The sequence below is a fragment of the Pseudomonas sp. 10S4 genome, assembly GCF_034344865.1.
Classification (GTDB): Bacteria; Pseudomonadota; Gammaproteobacteria; order Pseudomonadales; family Pseudomonadaceae; genus Aquipseudomonas.
Genome location: NZ_CP133774.1, coordinates 2,970,656 through 2,988,275 on the forward strand (window position 1 = coordinate 2,970,656; position 17,620 = coordinate 2,988,275).

Here is a 17,620-nt window from a genome sequence, read left to right on the forward strand (position 1 = left end):
GCGCGTAGGAGCTGCCGAAGGCTGCGATCTTTTCAACATTCACCTCATCATCCCCCTGCCTTATCGCACACCATTCAGCCCCCTCGTCTTGATTGTGACCCGCCGCCCGGTGCCTGACACTCGAGGTTATCGTCCCCTGGCCTGCTGGAGTTCCCCATGAATGAGTCTGTGCGCTTCGAAGATAAAGTCGTGATCATCACCGGCGCCGGTGGCGGCCTCGGTCGGGCGCATGCGCTGCTGTTCGCCAAACAGGGCGCCAAAGTGCTGGTCAACGACCTCGGCGGCTCGACTCAGGGTGAAGGTGCCAACGCATCGGCAGCGGACCGTGTGGTCGCTGAAATTCGCGAGGCGGGCGGCACGGCCGAGGCCAACCACGACTCCGTCACCGACGGCGACAAACTGGTGCAAAACGCCCTCGACGTGTTTGGCCGCGTCGACGTGGTGGTCAACAACGCTGGCATCCTGCGGGACAAGACCTTCCACAAAATGGACGACGCCGACTGGGACCTGGTTTACCGCGTCCACGTCGAAGGCGCCTACAAAGTCACCCGCGCTGCCTGGCCGCATATGCGTGAGCAGAATTACGGTCGAGTGATTTTCACGGCTTCGACGTCAGGCATCTACGGCAACTTCGGCCAGTCCAACTACGGCATGGCCAAACTCGGCCTCTACGGCCTGACCCGCACCCTGGCCATCGAAGGCCGCAAGAACAACATCCTGGTCAACGCCATCGCGCCAACCGGCGGCACCCGCATGACCGAAGGCCTGATCCCGCCACAAGTGTTCGAACAACTGAAGCCGGAACTGGTCAGCCCGTTGGTGGTGTACCTGGCCAGCGAGAATTGTCAGGAAACATCGGGACTGTTTGAAGTGGGTGGCGGCTGGATGGGCAAGGTGCGTTGGGAGCGCAGCCTCGGTGCCGGGTTTGATCCGCGGGTGGGGTTCTCGCCGGAAGATGTGGCGGCGCATTGGCAGCAGATTTGCGATTTCGAAGGGGCGGCGCATCCGAAGGATAATATTGAGGCGTTGAAGGAAATGATGGGGAATTTGCAAAAATATGCCCTCTGACAATGCTCTTTCGCGGGGCTTGCCTGAGTCCTGCGATCCCCTCCGGGACACCCTCGCTCAAAACCATCGCCCATAAAAAAGGCCGCTGCAAACGCAGCGGCCAAAGTAAGACGTTTGATCAAGGAGCAATAAATCAACGTCAGTGAACACGGGGTGATGAGTCGAAGAACGCTTCAATCCATCTGAAATCTTCGCGAATGACGTGGGCTGATCACAGGCCTTCGCTTCGTGCTTTGCGCCGGTTTCCCGTGAAAGCCCGGCAAGAATAAGGCCTTGAGCCCAAAGGAAAAATAGCGAATCCGGACATGCACTGTTACGGGGCATGTAACAGTCAATATTTGTGGGGTGCTCCTTCTCCCTGTAGCAGCTGCCTTCGCCAGCTGCTACAGATCGCGTGACGGTTTAACTGACGTCGGCTGCCGGGTGATAACCCATCCGCCAGCTCACGGCCCGGGTCGCCGCCAGCAACCGCTGCGCCGCCGGGCCATCTTCATCTGCGTGGAACAGCGAAGTCGGACCAACGATGGTCAATACCGCTGCCACGTTGCCGACTGCATTAAAGACCGGGGCGGACAACGCGTCCACGCCGGGCATCAGCAAGCCATGAACATGGTGCAAGCCGCGTTCGCGGATCTGCTCGCACAAGGTCGCATAGACCTGATCGTCAGCCAAAGCATGCGCCGCGCTGGCCTGGATTTCCCGCTCGCGCAATTCCACGGTTTCCCGATTCGGCAAAAAGGCACTGAACACCAGCCCTGTCGAAGAACTCAGCAGTGGTAGCACCGACCCCAGTTGCGTCACCACCGTCACTGCGCGCACCGCCGGTTCGATGTGCACCACGGTCGCGCCCTGATTGCCCCACACCGCCAGAAAGCAGGTTTCGTTCAAGTCATCGCGCAACTCGGCCAGGGGCAGGGCGGCGACTTTCAGCACGTCCATGCTGTTGAGTGCAGCGAGGCCCACGCGCAGGGCTTCACGGCCGAGGCCGTAGTGGTTGGTGGTGGTGTTCTGTTCGGCAAAGCCGCTGGCGATCAGCGCCTGCAAATAGCGGTGAACCTTGCTCGCCGGCATCTGCACGTGTTCGGCCAGGCGCGACAACGAGGTCGAGGGTGACAGTTCGGCCAAGGCCTTGAGGATGTCGGTGCCGACCTCGGCCGAGCGGACTTTTTGTTTATCGTTGTTGCGCGGCTTTTCCATGGAGGCGGTGTGATCCCGGGACGAATGGGCGTCTTTATAGCTTGACGGTCAATACCAATCAAATTACGTTAAGCGTAATTGGATTACGATAAAAATAACCCGGGCGTGCCAAGACCTCTGCAACAGAGCGACAGGCCATTGCCTACTCCCTGTTCAGGAGGCTCCATGAACCTCGATTCAACGGCGCCGGCGCTGGCTTACCAGTCAGGCTTCGGCAACGAATTCAGCAGCGAAGCGTTGCCCGGCGCACTGCCCGTCGGCCAGAACTCCCCGCAAAAAGTCCCGTACGGCCTCTACACCGAGCTGTTCTCCGGCACCGCGTTCACCATGGTCCGCAGCGAATCACGGCGTACCTGGATGTACCGCATCACGCCGTCGGCCAACCACCCGGCATTCGTCAAACTGGAGCGGCAACTGGCCGGCGGCCCCTTGGGTGACGTGACCCCTAACCGCCTGCGCTGGAACCCGCTGGACATTCCGAGCGAACCGACCGACTTCATCGACGGGCTGGTGAGCATGGCCGCCAACTCCGGCGCGGAAAAACCGTCCGGGATCAGCATCTACAGCTACCGCGCCAACCGCTCCATGGAGCGTGTGTTCTTCAACGCTGACGGCGAACTGCTGTTGGTGCCGGAGTTGGGCCGTCTGCGCATCGCCACAGAGCTCGGTGTGCTGGACCTGGAACCACTGGAAATTGCCGTACTGCCGCGCGGACTGAAATTTCGCGTCGAATTGCTCGACCCGCAAGCCCGCGGCTACATCGCCGAAAACCACGGTGCGCCGCTACGCCTGCCGGACCTCGGGCCGATTGGCAGCAACGGCTTGGCCAACCCACGGGACTTCCTGACCCCGGTGGCGCATTACGAAGACCTCAAGCAACCGACCACCCTGGTGCAGAAATTCCTTGGTCAGTTGTGGGGCTGCGGACTCGATCATTCGCCGTTGAACGTGGTGGCCTGGCACGGCAACAACGTGCCGTACAAATATGACCTGCGCCGTTTCAATACCATAGGCACCGTGAGTTTTGATCACCCGGATCCGTCGATTTTCACCGTCCTGACCTCGCCAACCAGCGTGCACGGTTTGGCGAATCTGGACTTCGTGATCTTCCCGCCGCGATGGATGGTGGCCGAGAACACCTTCCGTCCGCCGTGGTTCCACCGCAACCTGATGAACGAATTCATGGGCCTGATCAAGGGCGAATACGACGCCAAGGCCGAGGGTTTCGTGCCCGGCGGCGCGTCCTTGCACAGCTGCATGAGCGCTCACGGCCCGGATGGCGAGAGCTGCACCAAGGCGATCAATGCCGAACTGGCCCCGGCGAAAATCGACAACACCATGGCCTTCATGTTCGAGACCAGCCAAGTGTTGCGCCCGAGTCAGTTCGCCCTCGATTGTCCGCAACTGCAAACCAACTACGATGCTTGCTGGGCCACGCTGCCCGTCACTTTCGACCCGACCCGGAGATAACCCATGACTCAGACTTCCATCACTCGTAGCTGGGTTGTCTCCGCCAACGGCCACACGGATTTCCCGTTGCAAAACCTGCCTCTGGGTGTGTTCAGCGTGAATGGCTCTGCACCCCGCAGCGGCGTGGCCATCGGCGAACATATTTTTGATCTGGAAGCGGCCCTCGACGCCGGCCTGTTTGACGGCGTGGCGCGCACGGCGGTTGAAGCGACCCGTGGCGGTCAGCTCAATGCCTTCTTCGAACTGGGCCGCGAAGCCCGCGTTGCCCTGCGCGAACGCCTGTTGGAGCTGTTCGCCGAAGGCAGCACTCTGCATGGCAAGATCGAAGCCCAAGGCGCCAAACTGCTGCCACTGGCGGTGAATTGCGTGATGCACCTGCCGGCGAAAATCAACGACTACACCGACTTCTACGTCGGCATCGAGCATGCGCAAAACGTCGGCAAACTGTTCCGTCCCGACAACCCGCTGTTGCCGAACTACAAGTACGTGCCCATCGGTTATCACGGTCGCGCCTCGACTATCCGTCCGTCCGGCACTGACGTGCGCCGTCCGAAGGGCCAGACCTTGCCGCCCGGTCAGACCGAACCGACGTTTGGTCCGTGTGCACGCCTGGACTACGAACTGGAACTGGGTATCTGGATCGGCCAGGGCAACGACATGGGCGAGTCCATCGCCATTGGCGACGCCGCCGATCACATCGCCGGTTTCTGCCTGCTCAACGACTGGTCCGCGCGGGACATCCAGGCCTGGGAATACCAGCCACTGGGGCCGTTCCTGTCGAAGAGTTTTATCACCAGCATCTCCCCTTGGGTTGTCACCGCCGAAGCGCTGCAGCCATTCTGTCGCGCGCAACCTGCGCGTCCTGAAGGTGATCCGCAACCGCTGCCATACCTGTTCGACAAGCGCGATCAGGCGGGCGGTGCTTTCGACATCGAGTTGGAAGTACTGCTGCTCACTGAAACCATGCGCGAGCAAAACCTGCCGGCCCATCGCTTGACCCTGAGCAACACAAAACACATGTACTGGACCGTGGCGCAAATGGTCGCGCACCACAGCGTCAACGGCTGCCAATTGCAGGCGGGTGATCTGTTCGGTTCTGGCACGTTGTCGGGCCCGGAAAACGGTCAGTTCGGCAGCCTGTTGGAAATCACTGAGGGCGGTAAAAAGCCGATCGAACTGGCGTCGGGCGAGGTGCGAAAATTCCTTGAAGATGGCGACGAAATCGTCCTGCGCGCCCGTTGCAGCCGTGACGGGTTTGCCTCCATTGGTTTCGGCGAATGCCGTGGCAAAGTTGTGTCAGCACGTTAAGAGGATTGGGTCATGGAACTCTTTACCTACTACCGTTCGACCTCGTCTTACCGGGTGCGCATCGCGTTGGCGCTGAAGGGGCTGGATTACCAGGCGCTGCCGGTCAACCTGATCGCACCTTCCGGTGGCGAGCACCGACAGCCGGCGTATCTGGCGGTCAACCCGCAAGGTCGGGTGCCGGCCTTGCGTACCGATGAAGGTGAACTGTTGATCCAGTCACCGGCAATCATCGAGTACCTGGAGGAACGTTATCCACAGGTGCCTCTGCTGTCCAAAGACCTCGCTGCCCGCGCTCACGAGCGCGGCGTGGCGGCGGTGATTGGTTGCGATGTGCATCCGCTGCACAACGTCAGCGTGCTCAATAAACTGCGCCAGTTGGGGCACGATGAACCGCAAGTGGTGGAGTGGATCGGTCACTGGATCAGCCAAGGCCTGGCGACGGTGGAGCAGTTGATTGGAGATGCCGGTTACTGCTTCGGCGATCAACCGGGGCTGGCGGATGTTTACCTGATCCCGCAGCTGTACGCGGCTGAGCGTTTCAACATTTCACTTGAGGCCTATCCGCGGATTCGCCGGGTTGCGGCGCTGGCCGCGACACACCCGGCCTTCATCAAGGCCCATCCGGCGAATCAGCCGGACACCCCGTAAATCAGGTACGGACGCAGGCTGCTTTTGTGGCGAGGGGCTTGCCCCGTTGGGCTGCGAAGCGGCTCTAATCCCGGCAACCGTATTCGTTCAGGCTCTCCGCGTCAGCCAGTTTTGCGACTGCTGCGCAGCCGAACGGGGCAAGCCCCTCGCCACAAGTGATCATTTGAGACACGGGCGCCACGAATTCACAAAACCATAAAAACAAAACAGGTACCTTGCGATGCACAACCAGATTGCCAGCTTCCGGGCGGCACTCGACGCCCGTCCTGTGTCCCGTTATCAATGGTTGCTCCTTTTGCTGTTGGCATTGCTGCTGGTGACCGACGGTTACGACGCGCAAGTCCTCGGTTACGTAGTCCCGGCCCTGGCCCAGGATTGGGGCCTGGAAAAAGCCGCGTTCGGCCCCGTGTTCAGCGCCAACCTGTTGGGCCTGACCCTGGGTTCACTGGCTGTCACTCCGCTGGCGGATCGCTTTGGCGTGCGTCGTATTCTGCTGTGTTGCGTGCTGATCTACGCCACGCTCACGGTGTTGATGGTGTTCGCCAATTCCCTGAATACCCTGATGGCCGCGCGGTTCATTTGCGGGATCGGCATGGGCGGGGCGATGCCGAGCGCGATGGCGCTGATGTCGGAGTATTCGCCACCGCGACTGCGCACCTTGATGGTGACGTTGGCCGCTTGCGGGTTTTCATTCGGCGGTGCGGCGGGTGGGTTTGTCGCGGCGGGTTTCATCGACAGTTTCGGCTGGCAAGCGGTGTTCCTCGCCGGCGGCGTCACGCCCTTGCTGCTGTTTCCGTTCCTGGCCTGGTTCCTTCCTGAATCCCTGCCGCGTTTACTTCGCGATGCACCGCCCTACGCACGCTTGCGCAAAGTCACCGCGCGGATGCTGCCGGACTGGCAACCGCCCGCCGCCTCGGTTGAACAAAACGAGCAAGAGCAGGGCAGCAAACTCACGGTGCTGGAGTTGTTCCGCAACGGTTATGCGCGCCCGACGTTGCTGATCTGGGCAACCTTTTTCGTCAGCCTGATCCTGCTGTACTTCATGATCAGTTGGCTGCCGACGCTGTTGCTGGAAAGTGGCTTGAAACTTAATGAAGCCAACCTGGTGACGTCGATGTTCCTGTTCGCCGGCACCATCGGTGCGATCTGCATGGCCTGGTTTGCCGACCGTCTCAAAAGCAAAGTACGTCTGCTGTCCTGCGTGCTGGCTGCGGCGGCGCTGTGCACGATTTTGCTGGGCCTCAATCACGACAATCCGCGTTATCTGGTGGCCAGCGTATTTGCCGCCGGGTTCTGCATCATCGGCGGGCAACTGACCCTCAACGCCTTCGCGAGTAACTTCTACCCGGCGCAGGTGCGCGCCACCGGCACCGGTTGGGCGCTGGGCGTGGGACGTTTCGGTTCGATCCTCGGGCCGCTGTTTGGCAGCATGCTGCTGGCGATGCACGTTCCGGTGCAGCAGATTTTCTTCTTCTGTGCGATACCGGCGGTGATTGCGGCGTTGTTCATCATCCAGGTGCGCTCACCGGTTGATGCAACATCGGGTGATCCGTCGGGGGTGGTGGTTAAACCTTGAAGATCAAAAGATCGCAGCCTTCGGCAGCACCTACATTGGGACGGCGTACACCCTGTAGGAGCTGCCGAAGGCTGCGATCTTTTGCGTTTAATGAACCACAGAATTTGGTGGCAGGTGGCCCAAACGTTCGGTCAGGCGAATCCGCTGGATCGGGTCATCGCTGAGCAGCAGCGCGTGCTCCAGGTCGAAACGCTCGGCGTTCGGGCAGTCGAGGCGTTGATAGAGGCTGGCCCGGGCCAGGTAGTCGGCGGCGTTGCCATTGCCCAGTTCCAGCACTCGCTCAGCGTCAATCAACGCGCCGATGTAGTCATCGTTGGAAAGGTGCAACTGGCGCAGGTTGCGTGACAGGCGCTGGAGCATGTGCGCCGGCTCCGCCGTCAGTAAATGCTCGGCGCTGAGTTTGATGTTCGGGCCGTACTGACGTTGCAGCAAGTCGCGGCAGTCGTTGGGGTACAACCGGCGCCCACCGCAGGGATCCAGCAGGTGATCGACGCCTTGCACCCGCAGCAGGAAATGCCCGGGAAAGTTGACCCCGACCAGAGGGATCTCCAGTCTTCTGGCCAGCTCCAGTGCAATCAGCCCCAACGCCAGCGGTTGGCCTCGACGACGTTCCAGCACCTTGTGAATCAACGCCACTTGCGGGCGCAATGGAGTGAAGTCGTCCTGGGCGAACCCCAGGTCATTCATGCGGCGCAACAACGGCTGGGCCAGTTCGCTCACCGGTAGCATCGGCAGGCCTGAGCTGACCCGTTGTTGCAGGTCCTTGAAGTCCGCCAGAACGTCCTCGGGGTTCATCTCGGCATCATGTTCGGCCGCAATCCACAGCGCCGCATCGAACAGGGCGGGCGGTGAGCGTTGCAGGCAGGCGAAAAAACGTTGGCGCGGGGTCATCAAAATCTCCGGGGCATGCCTCGTTTTAGCCCCGCCACAGGTTTTCGTCCAGTGTCGTAAACAGGCGGTTACAGGTTATGTCCTAAAGCCCTGAAAGGCTCGTTGCTTATTCCGGTGCGCTTCAGCAATTTTCAGGCGCAAGCCTATACTGGCGACTACAAGAAGTGATTCGGGAGCCCGACGATGTTCGCTCTCATGCAAAGCACTCGCCTTGAATCGCTGCACCTTAGCGTAGACCCGGTCACCGGGTTGAAGGCGGTGATTGCCATTCATAACAGCCGCCTGGGGCCTGCCCTGGGCGGATGTCGTTACCTTGCCTATCCCAGCGACGAATCCGCAGTCGAGGACGCCATGCGCCTCGCCCAAGGCATGAGCTACAAGGCGGCCTTGGCCGGTCTTGCCCAGGGCGGCGGCGTGGCGGTGATTGTTCGCCCGGTCCATGTCGAAAACCGCGCGGCGTTGTTTGAAGCCTTCGGGCGTTGCATCAATCAGCTCGACGGTCGCTACATCACCGCCATCGACAGCGGCACCTCGGTGGCGGACATGGATTGCATCGCCCAACAGACCCAGCACGTCACCAGCACCACTTCGGCGGGAGACCCGGCACCACACGCCGCAATGGGCGTGTTCACCGGCATTCGCGCCACCGCCATGGCCCGGCTCGGCAGCGATAACCTCGAAGGTTTGCGCGTTGCCATCCAGGGCCTGGGCAACGTCGGTTATGCGCTGGCTGAACAACTGCACGCCGCCGGCGCCGAACTGTTGGTCAGCGACATCGATCACGGCAAAGTGCAACTGGCGATGGAGCAGCTCGGCGCGCATCCGATCGCCAACGAAGCATTGCTCAGTACCCCGTGCGACATCCTTGCGCCTTGTGGCCTGGGCGGTGTACTCAACAGTCATAGCGTGACGCAACTGCGCTGCTCGGCGGTGGCCGGGTCGGCGAATAATCAACTGACGCATCTGGATGTCGCCGATCAGCTTGAACGGCGCGGGATTCTGTATGCGCCGGATTACGTGATCAATTCCGGCGGGCTGATCTACGTTTCGCTCAAACACCGCGGCGAAGAGCTGTCGACGATCACCGCCCACCTGTCGAAAATCGCTTCGCGGCTGACTGAAGTGTTTGCACATGCGCAGGCGGAAAAGCGCTCGCCGGCGCGGGTGGCGGATGAGTTGGCGGAGAAGGTTTTGTATCGGTGATTTGCAGAGCAAGATCAAGATCAAAAGGTCGCAGCCTTCGGCAGCTCCTACGGTGTTTTGTGTACACCTGTAGGAGCTGCCGAAGGCTGCGATCTTTTGATCTTCAGCCATTAAAAAGGCCCGGAGTCCAATGACTCAGAGCCTATTCAATTCGGGCGTTGCTTATTTTGCAGGCTTGGCTGCTTTCGCTGGCTTGACTGGCTCGGCGGCTTCAGCCACCTCGACAGGTTTAGCAACTTCAATGACTTCAGCCGGCGCGCTCAGCAACTCGGACAGTGCGTCCGGCTGGCTCTTGAACGCCTTGGCGAACACATCGCGGTTCTTCGCCATGTAAATCCCGGCTTCTTCGACTTGCTGCTCGCTCAGGGACGGAACGGCTTTTTGCAACACTTCAGCCAGCAATTCGGCCAGTTCGAGCATTTTGTCATGACGGTCAGCTTCGGCTTTATCCATGAACAAGCGCTCCAGATCTCGGCTGCTGCGGTATACCACTTCGACGGCCATTCACCACCTCACATGCCTTCACATTAAGTTGTCTTTGCGACTACTGTATCTATATACAGCGAAAAGGATAAGCGAATCCCTGCGCTTTGGGTAGTGGCTTTTTAATGTAGACCGAATTTGGCGTTTGTCAGGTGGACCGTGTTGTTCCATTCGCGGGTAAGCCTCGCTCCTACAGGTCGGTGTGATCCGTAGGAGCGAGGCTTGCCCGCGAAGGCGTCCGTCCCGACAGCACAAAAGTGTCCAGTGGCAGCCTATCGCCATCTCACTCAACAGCCTCTGGCCTTTTTTCTGCATGCAGAACAACCGTCACGTCCAACCCGCATCATCCGCTCGAACCGAGCTAAGGAAGAACCATCGTGAAAATCAATTGGGCCGAGAACCTGCGGCAGAACGTGCATCAACTCGCCGAGTCCCTGGGCAACCTGTTCGTCGAGACCTTCCATTACGCGGCGTTGTTCGCCATCGGTGCGGTGACCGCGTGGGCGGCGGTGATGGAGTTTTTGCAGATGATCGAGGCGGGGCACATCAAGATCGATGACATCTTGCTGCTGTTCATCTACCTCGAACTGGGGGCGATGGTCGGGATTTACTTCAAGACCAACCACATGCCGGTGCGCTTCCTGATCTACGTGGCGATCACTGCGCTGACGCGCCTGCTGATCTCCAACGTCTCGCACCACAACCCACCAGACATCGGCATCATCTACCTGTGCGGCGGGATTCTGCTGTTGGCGTTTTCGATTCTGGTGGTGCGATACGCCTCGTCGCAATTCCCCTCGGTGAAGATCGAACACCCGCAGCGCAAGATTGGCGCAGGTTCCGGTGAGCATCCCGAAGTGGAGAAGGGCGAGCTTTAAAGCCCGAACGCGACGCGAGGCTGGCCTTTGATTTGTGGCGGCGGCAGGTTGCGATTGTCGCCGTCGGTCATCGCTTCGAGGATCGCCACGGCGCTGTGGCCCTGTTCGATGGCGATGCCGAACTGAATGCTTTGCACCAAGCGCTTCAGGCGCTTGGGATCATTGCGCTGCTCGGCGCTGATCATCCGTTTAGCGACCACGCGGCCGCTGTTGGACAGGGTCAGCATGATGCTGCCGTCCAGACCCTGAATGCTCAGGTTGATCTGATAATCCGGTGCAAAGGCATCGGTAATGAGCTGAAAAGGGTTGTCCATGATGCGTCACCGCCTGATTGAACGTGCAGTTGTTGACCGGCCATGATCGGGTTGGTTCGCAATACCGGACCATCGGCATTCCATGTTCATGTACTTTCATCCGTGTCGTGTAGGAGGGCATAGCAAGGGCCATGCCGGGAAAACTGTCGAACAATGATCACGGCAAAAAGCAGGCGGGCACCATGGCCCGCCTTCTTTTTGCCTGCCCGATTCAGGGCAGGAATGAATAGATGATCGCTGACAGTGCAATCAAACCGATCAACACCACGAACACGTTCGAGGCCTGGCCGCAGTACTGGCGCAAAGCCGGCACGCGGCGGATGGCGTACATCGGCATCAGGAACAACAGGCACGCGATGATCGGCCCACCGAGGGTTTCGATCATGCCGAGGATGCTTGGGTTAAAGGTCGCCACGGCCCAGCAGCAGAGAATCATGAACAGTGCGGTCGCGCGGTTCAGCCAGCTCGATGACATCACTCGGCCACGGCCGCGCAAACTCTTCACGATCAGGCCCTGAAAGCCTTCGCTGGCGCCGATGTAATGGCCGAGGAAGGATTTGGTGATCGCCACCAGCGCGATCAACGGCGCGGCGTAAGCGATGACCGGGGTCTGGAAGTGGTTGGCCAGGTACGACAGGATCGAGATGTTCTGCGCCTTGGCAGCCGCCAAATCCGCTGGGGACAGCGCGAGCACACAGCTGAAGCAGAAGAACATCACCGTCACCACCATCATCCCGTGGGCGATAGCGAGGATGCCGCTGCTTTTGCGCTCGGCCTGCTCGCCGTAACGCTGCTTCTGATCGACGGCGAACGCAGAAATGATCGGCGAATGGTTGAACGAGAACACCATCACCGGGATCGCCAGCCACAGCGTCTTGAAGAACAGCGGCAGCGGCATGCCTTCGCTGGCGCTGGCGAAGAACGCGCCGTTCCAGTTCGGGATCAGGCTGAGACCGAGCAGCAGCAATGCCGCGACGAACGGGTAAACCAGCACGCTCATGCATTTGACGATCACGCCTTGACCGCAACGCACGATGGCCATCAAACCGAGGATCAGCACCAGCGACAGAATCGCCCGGGGCGGCGGCGCGACTGTGCAACTGGTGCTCCATGAAGCTGCTCAAGGTGTTGGTCAACGCGACGCTGTACACCAGCAGAATCGGGAAGATCGCGAAGAAATACAGCAGCGTGATCAGTTTGCCGGCACCGATGCCGAAGTGTTCTTCCACCACTTCCGTGATGTCCCCCGAACGGCCGGACAGCACGAAGCGCGTCAGGCCGCGGTGGGCGAAGAAGGTCATCGGGAACGCCAGAACCGCCAACACCAACAGCGGCCAAAAACCACCGACGCCGGCGTTGATCGGCAGGAACAACGTGCCGGCACCAATTGCCGTGCCGTAGAGGCCGAGCATCCAGGTGGTGTCTTGTTTGCTCCAGCCCTTGGTGACTGTAGCGGTGCCGCGTTGCAGGTCTACAGCAGGATTATCGGCAGCAGGTGTACGTACATCGGTCATCGTTTTGGCCTCGTTATTATTGTTGCTCGGGCTCACGTGTTACGGACGGTCGGGAATGCTCCTCAGCACTCCACCCAGCTCACCGCCAGGCCGCCCCGTGAAGTCTCTTTGTATTTGTCATGCATGTCGGCGCCGGTATCGCGCATGGTGCGGATCACCCGGTCCAGGGAAATGAAGTGTTTGCCGTCGCCGCGCAGGGCCATTTGCGTGGCGTTGATCGCCTTCACCGCGGCGATCGCGTTGCGCTCGATGCACGGCACCTGCACGAGGCCTCCGACGGGGTCGCAGGTGAGACCGAGGTTGTGTTCCAGGCCGATTTCTGCGGCGTTTTCCAGTTGCTCCGGGGTGGCGCCGAGCACATCGGCCAAACCGGCAGCGGCCATCGCGCAAGCCGATCCAACTTCACCCTGACAGCCGACTTCGGCACCGGAGATCGACGCGTTTTTCTTGCAGAGAATGCCGACCGCCGCCGCGCCCAAAAAGAACGCGACCACGTCATCGTCCGACGCGTCCGGGTTGAATTTCATGTAGTAGCTCAGCACTGCGGGAATGATCCCGGCCGCACCGTTTGTAGGTGCGGTGACCATACGTCCGCCGGCGGCGTTTTCTTCGTTCACGGCGAGGGCGAACAGGTTGACCCACTCCATCGCCGACAGCGTCGAGGTGATGACATTCGGTTTGCCGATTTCCAACAGGCTGCGGTGCAATTTCGCCGCGCGACGCGGAACATTCAGACCGCCAGGCAGGATGCCTTCGTGACGCAGGCCTTGCTCGACGCATTCGCGCATCACCGACCAGATGTGCAGCAGGCCCTGACGAATCTCGGCGTCGCTGCGCCAGGCCCGTTCGTTGGCCATCATCAGTTCGGAAACCCGCAACCCGTGCTGGTTGCAGAGCTTGAGCAATTCGGCGGCGCTGGAGAAATCGTATGGCAGTACCACGTCGCTGCTCGGCGCAATGCCGGACTCGGCTTCGGCCGCTTCGATGATGAAACCGCCGCCCACCGAGTAGTACGTTTGCTCATACAGTTCGCCGGTTTCGCCGAAGGCTGTCAGAGACATCGCATTGGGGTGGTAGGGCAAGCTCTCGTCGAGCAGCAGGAGATCGCGTTGCCAGTTGAAGGCGATGGTCGATTTGCCTGCCAGCGACAATTCGCCGGTCTCGCGCAGCGTGTGGATTCTGCTTTCGATGGTGGTCGGATCAATGCTGTCCGGCCATTCGCCCATCAGGCCCATGACGCAGGCGCGGTCAGTCGCGTGACCGACGCCGGTCGCCGACAGGGAGCCGTAAAGTCGGATTTCTACTCGCCGTACGTCAGCCAGTAAATGTTGGTCAATCAGGGTTTGGGCGAAGGTCGCGGCGGCGCGCATCGGGCCGACGGTGTGGGAACTGGACGGACCGATGCCGACTTTGAAGAGATCGAAAACACTGATAGCCATGCTAAAGCCTATACAAGCAATGGAAGAGAAATCGCTGCCATTTTTGTAGGACAAGCGCAATGTCGGCGATACTGCCCACCTCGGTCCACCATGACCAACGAAACTTCCTAAGACAGCCTTTAGCAGGACTAAACGATGAGTCGTCAATTGCACGCCCAGACCTACGTCTGGCTGCACGTGTTTTCCTGTGCCGCGCGGCACTTGTCGTTCACCCGTTGTGCCGAAGAACTGCACATCACGCCGGGTGCGGTGAGCCAGCAAATCCGACAGCTGGAAGAGCGCCTCGGCTTTCGTCTGTTTCACCGGCGTGCGCGGGGTGTGGAATTGAGTGCCGAAGGCCAGCGACTGGCCATCACCGTCAACGAGGCGTACGGCAGCATCGATGCCGAATTGCGACGACTGGACGCCGGAATGATCAGTGGGATTCTACGGTTGCGCTCGATTCCGTCGTTCCTGAGCAAGTGGCTGACCCCGCGCCTGCCGCGTTTGCAGCAGCGCTTTCCGGATATTCAGTTGCGGCTGGTGGCTGAGGACAGCAGCGTCCCGCTGCACGAGGGCGACTTCGACCTGGCCATCGACCTGAACGACGGCAGTTACCCCGGATTGTTATCCACAGCCTTGCTCGACGAGCAGATTTTCCCGGTGTGCGCCCCGAGCCTGTTGCGCGGCCGCCCACCGCTGCACGGCCCGGCCGACCTGGTGCATTTTCCGTTGCTGCACGACATCACTGCCTGGCGTGGCAGTTACGAGTACGCGGAGTGGGAGTTCTACCTCAATGCCATCGGCTTCGAAGGCGCCGACGTACGGCGCGGGCACACCTTCAATCGCAATCACCTGACCATTGAGGCGGCGATTGCCGGGATGGGCGTGGCGATTGCGCGGCGAACATTGCTGAACGATGAACTGGAGCGGGGCACGCTGATTGTGCCGTTCGGGTTGGCGGTGCCGAATCACAAACGCTACGTGCTGCTCTATGCGCCGGGGGCGTTGAGCCATCCGGGCGTGCGTGCGGTGCATGATTGGCTGGTAGAAGAGGCGGGGATTTTTCGCAGTCTGCACCCGTTGGCGGAGCAGCAGATGTGAGCAATTGTGACAAAGAAGTGAAGCGACCGAACTCCCGACCTTAACAGCGCTTTTGCTCCTTGTCCGGCTTTTTTTGCGTCTGAAAAATTATCTTTTTTAGGGGTTGAAATGTTCTGCGCACAGACCGATTGTGTAAGTAAGAGGTCACGGTGATGACGCCCAAGGGCTAGCCGACCGGCCTCTCGCGAGCTAGCTGAAATAAGGGATGAACTATGCAAATCCAAGTCAACAGCGATAACCATATTCAAAGCAGCATCCGACTGGAGGAGTGGGTACGTACTACCATTGAGAGCACGCTCGAACGTTATGAAGAGGACCTGACCCGCGTCGAGGTTCACCTGCGGGACGAAAACGGCGACAAGCCCGGACCGCATGACATGCGCTGCCAGCTGGAAGCGCGGCCTAAAGGCCATCAACCAATTTCTGTGACCCATAAAGCCGATACCCTTGAACAAGCGATCGACGGGGCGGCCACCAAACTGGAACATGCGCTGGATCACCTGTTCGGCAAACTGCGGGGCAAACCACGTGCCGCTGTAGTCCCATTTGAAAGGGGTGCACATGCTGACGTGCTGCTGGAAGAAGAGTTTCTCGAGAACGAACAGGCTGCTCAAAACGGCTGAGGCCTGATTCACTTTTTACCTTTCCACTGACAAACGGGTCTGCTTATGCAGGCCCGTTTTTGTTTCCGGTGTTCGCCGGTCGCTACGGCGAAGGCGATCTCACCGGGCACCTTTGCGTATGAGAATTTTTATCATTAGTATTGCGACCTTGTCGGTTCCGTGACGTTCACTGGACCTCACCCGGTTTCAAGGTCGAAACATGAAAGGCAAAATCAGCACGCTCCCCGTTTCCTGCAGGCTGGCGGTCACTTCGTGGGTGCTGGCTGCCGTGCCGGGCGGTTACGTTGCCGCTGCTGTTGCGCAGGGCTGAGCGGATGATCGCCCATCCTCCGGAATCCCATGACGATGAACACCGTGGTGCCCGCGCACATTTTCTTCAGGTATTCCTGTCCCAGCGTTCGCAGATGGAAGCGTTGGTGAATCGTCGTGTCGGCTGCCGGGCGACGGCGGCGGACCTGGTGCAGGATTTGTTCCTGCGGTTCTGGCGGCGGCCACTGGTGCAGGTCGAAGAACTCAGCACCTATCTGCTGCGTTGCGCCGGCAACATCGCCATCGACCACTTGCGCAGCGAAGGCGCGCGGGTTCGGGTCAACGAAGGCTGGATGCCGGACGAACCGGACAGCCAGGGCAGTGAACCGCAAGCTGCGCTGGAGGCGGGCAACGATTTGCGCCACGTCGAAGCGGCCCTGCGAGCATTGCCCGAGCGTACGCGGCAGATTTTCCTGCTCAACCGCATTCACGGTCGCAAGTACGCCGAAATCGCCAGGGCCATGGGCTTGTCCCAAAGCGCCGTGGAAAAACATATGATGCGCGCCCTCGACGCCTGCAAGGCCAGCCTGCGAGAGCCCGAACCGCGCACGCCAAGGAAAGCACCGTGAACTACGCCGAACGCGTCATCCCGACGCCCGCCCAGGAACAGGCCGCTTTCGCCTGGCTGAGTTTGCTGCACGATCAGCCCAGCAGTGGCGATCAGCTCACCTTCAGTCATTGGCTACAGGCCGATCCCGCCCACGCCGAGGCGTATGCCCAGGCGCAAGTGGTGTGGGAATTGAGTGAAGTGCCGGCGCGGACCTTGGCCGACGAACAGGCGTTTGCCCTACAGGGTTACCTCAATGCGATGAACCGTTCGCGGCGCACCAGCGTGCGACGTTGGTCCGGTGCGTTGGTGATGGCTGCGTGCCTGTTGCTGATGGTTGGCCTCGGTGCGGGTTGGCAGCCGTTGCGTTGGGCTGATGATCTGGGCGCGGATTATGTTTCGGCACCGGGGCAAATTCGCACCGTCACCCTGGCCGATCAATCCCAAGTCACCCTCGATGCCGACAGCGCGATTGCCGTGGATTTCAGCCGTGGCGAGCGGCACGTGCAGTTGCGTCGAGGCGCCGGTTTTTTCAGCGTGACCCATACCGGCGAGCCGTTTGTGGTCGAGGCCGAAAAAGGTCAGGCGCGGGTGCTGGGCACGCAGTTTGAAGTACGCCTGCAACCCCGTGGCGCGCAGGTGACGGTGTTGTCCGGGCGGGTTGGCGTGATGGCGGACCGCAATGCCGAGCAGCAAATTCTCACCGCCGGCCAGCAAGTGGCATATGGCGAGGGCTCGGCGGAAAAACTGCATGCCGTGGACAGCGAGGCGCAACTGGCTTGGCGCCAGGGCTGGCTCAATTACTACAAGGCGAGCCTGGCGGATGTGGTGCAAGACCTGCGGCGCTACTACCCGGGGCGGATTCTGCTGCTCAACGATGAACTGGCGGCGCGGCGGGTCAGCGGGAGTTTTCCGAGCAAGGACCCACAAGCGGTGTTGAATTCGTTGCAAGGGGTGTTGGGGTTTGAGCAGCACAGCGTGATGGGGCATTTGATTATTTTGCGGTGAAGCAAAGTCAAAAGATCGCAGCCTTCGGCAGCTCCTACATGAGTACGCATTCCCCTGTAGG

At 60.2% G+C, this 17,620-nt stretch carries 15 protein-coding genes and 3 pseudogenes; 12 read left to right on the forward strand and 6 right to left on the reverse strand.

What is annotated here, in order from left to right; translation table 11 throughout:
- Positions 1-156 precede the first annotated feature (156 nt).
- Positions 157-1,068, forward strand: a complete 912-nt coding sequence (locus tag RHM58_RS13640) for an SDR family oxidoreductase (RefSeq protein WP_201200667.1) — start codon at positions 157-159, stop codon at positions 1,066-1,068.
- 402 nt (positions 1,069-1,470) lie between these two features.
- Here RHM58_RS13640 and RHM58_RS13645 read toward each other — a convergent pair whose 3' ends face one another.
- A complete protein-coding gene (locus RHM58_RS13645) occupies positions 1,471-2,265 on the reverse strand; it encodes an IclR family transcriptional regulator (protein ID WP_201255357.1) in 795 nt (264 codons plus the stop codon).
- A gap of 165 nt (positions 2,266-2,430) precedes the next feature.
- Here RHM58_RS13645 and hmgA point away from each other — a divergent pair, with 165 nt between their 5' ends.
- From hmgA to RHM58_RS13665, 4 genes are all read left to right on the forward strand, one after another.
- A complete protein-coding gene (hmgA, locus tag RHM58_RS13650) occupies positions 2,431-3,735 on the forward strand; it encodes a homogentisate 1,2-dioxygenase (RefSeq protein ID WP_322270564.1) in 1,305 nt (434 codons plus the stop codon).
- 3 nt (positions 3,736-3,738) lie between these two features.
- Positions 3,739-5,043 (forward strand): fumarylacetoacetase, encoded by a 1,305-nt coding sequence (fahA, locus tag RHM58_RS13655; RefSeq protein WP_322270565.1) that lies wholly within the window; start codon positions 3,739-3,741, stop codon positions 5,041-5,043.
- Between the two features lie 12 nt (positions 5,044-5,055).
- Entirely contained in the window at positions 5,056-5,691 is a 636-nt protein-coding gene (maiA, locus tag RHM58_RS13660) for a maleylacetoacetate isomerase (protein ID WP_322270566.1), read from the forward strand.
- Positions 5,692-5,911: 220 nt separating this feature from the next.
- Positions 5,912-7,267 (forward strand): MFS transporter, encoded by a 1,356-nt coding sequence (locus RHM58_RS13665; RefSeq protein ID WP_201200680.1) that lies wholly within the window; start codon positions 5,912-5,914, stop codon positions 7,265-7,267.
- A gap of 87 nt (positions 7,268-7,354) precedes the next feature.
- Here the strand turns inward: RHM58_RS13665 and RHM58_RS13670 are convergent, their stop codons facing one another.
- Positions 7,355-8,158, reverse strand: a complete 804-nt coding sequence (locus tag RHM58_RS13670) for a SirB1 family protein (RefSeq protein ID WP_322270567.1) — start codon at positions 8,156-8,158, stop codon at positions 7,355-7,357.
- Positions 8,159-8,341: 183 nt separating this feature from the next.
- Between RHM58_RS13670 and RHM58_RS13675 the strand changes: the two genes are divergently transcribed.
- Positions 8,342-9,361, forward strand: a complete 1,020-nt coding sequence (locus RHM58_RS13675; protein ID WP_201200684.1) for a Glu/Leu/Phe/Val dehydrogenase family protein — start codon at positions 8,342-8,344, stop codon at positions 9,359-9,361.
- A gap of 249 nt (positions 9,362-9,610) precedes the next feature.
- On the opposite strand, the pseudogene RHM58_RS13680 reads toward RHM58_RS13675, so the two are convergent.
- Positions 9,611-9,865, reverse strand: a pseudogene (locus tag RHM58_RS13680) (YebG family protein); the annotation flags it as partial.
- Between the two features lie 356 nt (positions 9,866-10,221).
- On the opposite strand from RHM58_RS13680, the gene RHM58_RS13685 reads away from it, so the two are divergent.
- Entirely contained in the window at positions 10,222-10,722 is a 501-nt protein-coding gene (locus RHM58_RS13685) for a phosphate-starvation-inducible protein PsiE (RefSeq protein WP_201195733.1), read from the forward strand.
- Here the strand turns inward: RHM58_RS13685 and RHM58_RS13690 are convergent.
- From RHM58_RS13690 to RHM58_RS13700, 3 genes and pseudogenes are all read right to left on the reverse strand, one after another.
- Positions 10,719-11,036, reverse strand: coding sequence for a DUF3509 domain-containing protein (locus tag RHM58_RS13690; RefSeq protein WP_201200688.1), 318 nt, complete (start codon positions 11,034-11,036; stop codon positions 10,719-10,721). The genes RHM58_RS13685 and RHM58_RS13690 overlap by 4 nt on opposite strands.
- Positions 11,037-11,247: 211 nt before the next feature.
- Positions 11,248-12,550 (reverse strand): annotated as a pseudogene (locus tag RHM58_RS13695) (serine/threonine transporter).
- A 62-nt stretch (positions 12,551-12,612) separates the two neighbouring features.
- Positions 12,613-13,989 carry an L-serine ammonia-lyase gene (locus RHM58_RS13700; RefSeq protein WP_201200693.1) on the reverse strand — a complete coding sequence of 459 codons (1,377 nt, stop codon included), beginning with the start codon at positions 13,987-13,989 and terminating at the stop codon, positions 12,613-12,615.
- A 135-nt stretch (positions 13,990-14,124) separates the two neighbouring features.
- Here RHM58_RS13700 and RHM58_RS13705 point away from each other — a divergent pair, with 135 nt between their 5' ends.
- The 5 genes and pseudogenes from RHM58_RS13705 to RHM58_RS13725 all read left to right on the forward strand — a co-directional run bounded on the left by RHM58_RS13705 (position 14,125) and on the right by RHM58_RS13725 (position 17,559).
- A complete protein-coding gene (locus RHM58_RS13705) occupies positions 14,125-15,072 on the forward strand; it encodes a LysR substrate-binding domain-containing protein (RefSeq protein WP_054049783.1) in 948 nt (315 codons plus the stop codon).
- Between the two features lie 212 nt (positions 15,073-15,284).
- Positions 15,285-15,695, forward strand: coding sequence for an HPF/RaiA family ribosome-associated protein (locus RHM58_RS13710; RefSeq protein ID WP_149418217.1), 411 nt, complete (start codon positions 15,285-15,287; stop codon positions 15,693-15,695).
- A 199-nt stretch (positions 15,696-15,894) separates the two neighbouring features.
- A pseudogene (locus RHM58_RS13715) lies at positions 15,895-15,996 on the forward strand (DUF3649 domain-containing protein); the annotation flags it as partial.
- Positions 15,997-16,009: 13 nt separating this feature from the next.
- Positions 16,010-16,573, forward strand: a complete 564-nt coding sequence (locus tag RHM58_RS13720; RefSeq protein WP_322270568.1) for an RNA polymerase sigma factor — start codon at positions 16,010-16,012, stop codon at positions 16,571-16,573.
- Complete coding sequence (locus RHM58_RS13725; RefSeq protein ID WP_322270569.1) at positions 16,570-17,559, forward strand: FecR family protein; 990 nt, start codon at positions 16,570-16,572, stop codon at positions 17,557-17,559. Before RHM58_RS13720 ends, RHM58_RS13725 begins: the two co-directional genes overlap by 4 nt.
- Positions 17,560-17,620: the final 61 nt, after the last annotated feature.

Coding starts and splice junctions, on each gene's coding strand:
- fahA (WP_322270565.1), top strand. CDS start 3,739: ATGACTCAGACTTCCATCACTCGTAGCTGGGTTGTCTCCGCCAACGGC.
- RHM58_RS13675 (WP_201200684.1), top strand. CDS start 8,342: ATGTTCGCTCTCATGCAAAGCACTCGCCTTGAATCGCTGCACCTTAGC.
- RHM58_RS13700 (WP_201200693.1), bottom strand. CDS start 13,989: ATGGCTATCAGTGTTTTCGATCTCTTCAAAGTCGGCATCGGTCCGTCC.
- RHM58_RS13645 (WP_201255357.1), bottom strand. CDS start 2,265: ATGGAAAAGCCGCGCAACAACGATAAACAAAAAGTCCGCTCGGCCGAG.
- hmgA (WP_322270564.1), top strand. CDS start 2,431: ATGAACCTCGATTCAACGGCGCCGGCGCTGGCTTACCAGTCAGGCTTC.
- maiA (WP_322270566.1), top strand. CDS start 5,056: ATGGAACTCTTTACCTACTACCGTTCGACCTCGTCTTACCGGGTGCGC.
- RHM58_RS13710 (WP_149418217.1), top strand. CDS start 15,285: ATGCAAATCCAAGTCAACAGCGATAACCATATTCAAAGCAGCATCCGA.
- RHM58_RS13720 (WP_322270568.1), top strand. CDS start 16,010: ATGATCGCCCATCCTCCGGAATCCCATGACGATGAACACCGTGGTGCC.
- RHM58_RS13665 (WP_201200680.1), top strand. CDS start 5,912: ATGCACAACCAGATTGCCAGCTTCCGGGCGGCACTCGACGCCCGTCCT.
- RHM58_RS13670 (WP_322270567.1), bottom strand. CDS start 8,158: ATGACCCCGCGCCAACGTTTTTTCGCCTGCCTGCAACGCTCACCGCCC.
- RHM58_RS13690 (WP_201200688.1), bottom strand. CDS start 11,036: ATGGACAACCCTTTTCAGCTCATTACCGATGCCTTTGCACCGGATTAT.
- RHM58_RS13705 (WP_054049783.1), top strand. CDS start 14,125: ATGAGTCGTCAATTGCACGCCCAGACCTACGTCTGGCTGCACGTGTTT.
- RHM58_RS13640 (WP_201200667.1), top strand. CDS start 157: ATGAATGAGTCTGTGCGCTTCGAAGATAAAGTCGTGATCATCACCGGC.